At 55.7% G+C, this 1,767-nt stretch carries 3 protein-coding genes; 1 reads left to right on the top strand and 2 read right to left on the bottom strand.

Annotated elements, in window-relative coordinates:
• Positions 1-1,044, bottom strand: a 1,044-nt coding sequence (gene mbeA, locus OGY07_RS23490) for a plasmid mobilization relaxase MbeA (protein ID WP_502872436.1), incomplete at its 3' end; no start/stop codon positions are given.
• Entirely contained in the window at positions 1,034-1,357 is a 324-nt protein-coding gene (locus tag OGY07_RS17065; protein WP_195506489.1) for a MobC family plasmid mobilization relaxosome protein, read from the bottom strand. The genes mbeA and OGY07_RS17065, both read right to left, overlap by 11 nt.
• 63 nt (positions 1,358-1,420) lie before the next feature.
• Between OGY07_RS17065 and OGY07_RS17070 the strand changes: the two genes are divergently transcribed.
• Positions 1,421-1,612, top strand: coding sequence for a Rop family plasmid primer RNA-binding protein (locus tag OGY07_RS17070; protein ID WP_015059038.1), 192 nt, complete (start codon positions 1,421-1,423; stop codon positions 1,610-1,612).
• Positions 1,613-1,767: the final 155 nt, after the last annotated feature.

The raw sequence follows: 1,767 nt of genomic DNA on the forward strand, positions 1-1,767 counted from the left end.
TCCAGGTTCGCCTGTATCCTCCCGCCAAGATACCAGAGCGTCCCGCCACTCGCGGTAAACAGGAGAAAGGCTATCCCCAGTAACATCATGCCCGTATTCCCTGCCAGCTTTAACACGTCCTTCCTGTGCTGCATCATCGCCTCTTTCACCCCTTCCCGGTGTTTTTCCAGCGATTTCTCTGTCGAGGCTGTGAACAGGGCTATAGCGTCTCTGATTTTCGTCTCGTTTGATGTCACAGCCTCGCTTACAGATTCGCCGAGCCTCCTGAGCTCGTTGTTCAGCATTTTCTCTGTAGATTCGGCTCTCTCTTTCAGTTTTTTCTCGAACTCCGCGCCCGTCTGTAAAAGATTGCTCATAAAACGCTCCTTTCAGCCTGATATTCCTCCCGCCGTTCGGGTCTGCAATGCTGATACTGCTTCGCGTCACCCTGACCACTTCAAGCCCCGCCTCCGTGAGCGCCTGAATCACATCCTGACGGCCTTTTATCTCTCCGGCATGGTAAAGTGCGTCCATACCGCGTGTAACGCCCTCAGCAAGCGCCTGTTTCGTTTCCGGCAGGTTATCAGGGACAGTCAGCGTCCGGCGATTCTGCGGGGCATTGGGGTCATGCAGCCCGTAGTGGTGATTCACCAGCGTCTGCCAGGCATCAATTCTCGGCCTGTCTGCGCGGTCGTAGTACGGCTGGAGGCGTTTTCCGGTCTGTAGCTCCATGTTCGGAATGACAAAATTCAGCTCAAGCCGTCCCTTGTCCTGGTGCTCCACCCACAGAATGCTGTACTGATTTTTTTCGAGACCGGGCATCAGTACACGCTCAAAACTCGCCATCACTTTTTCACGTCCTCCCGGCGGCAGCTCCTTCTCCGCGAACGACAGAACACCGGACGTGTATTTCTTCGCAAATGGCGTGGCATCGATGAGTTCCCGGATTTCTTCCGGATTACCCTGAAGCACCGTTGCGCCTTCCCGGTTACGTTCCCTTCCCAGCAGGTAATCAACCGGACCACTGCCACCACCTTTTCCCCTAGCATGAAACTTAACTATCATCCCGCGCTCCCTGTTCCCTTACGACCTGCCGTAATCTGCGCAACTCTCTCTCGATGGCCATCAGTGCGGCCACCACCTGAACCCGGTCACCGGAAGACCACAGCCCGCTGTTCACCTTACGGGCTGTCTGATTCAGATTATTCCCGATGGCGGCCAGCTGACGCAGTAACGGCGGCGCCAGTGTCGGCAGCCTCCCGGAACGGGCAACAGGCTCACCCAAGCAGACCCGCCGCATCCATACCGCCAGTTGTTTACCCTCACAGCGTTCAAGTAACCGGGCATGTTCGTCATCAGTAACCCGTATCGTGAGCATCCTCTCGCGTTTCATCGGTATCATTACCCCATGAACAGAAATCCCCCTTACACGGAGGCATCAGTGACCAAACAGGAAAAAACCGCACTTAATATGGCTCGCTTTATCAGAAGCCAGACATTAACGCTGCTGGAGAAACTCAACGAACTGGACGCGGATAAACAGGCAGACATCTGTGAATCGCTTCACGACCACGCCGATGAGCTTTACCGCAGCTGCCTCGCACGCTTCGGGGATGACGGTGAAAACCTCTGACATATGCAGCTCCAGGAGACGGTCACAGCTTGCCTGTGAGCGGATACCGGGAGCAGACAAGCCCGTCAGGGCGCGTCAGCAGATGTTAGCGGGTGTCGGGGCGCAGCCATGACCCAGTCACGTAGCGATAGCGGAGTGTATACTGGCTTAACCAT

Source organism: Citrobacter sp. Cs237 (assembly GCF_030332325.1).
GTDB classification, from domain to species: domain Bacteria; phylum Pseudomonadota; class Gammaproteobacteria; order Enterobacterales; family Enterobacteriaceae; genus Citrobacter_A; species Citrobacter_A sedlakii.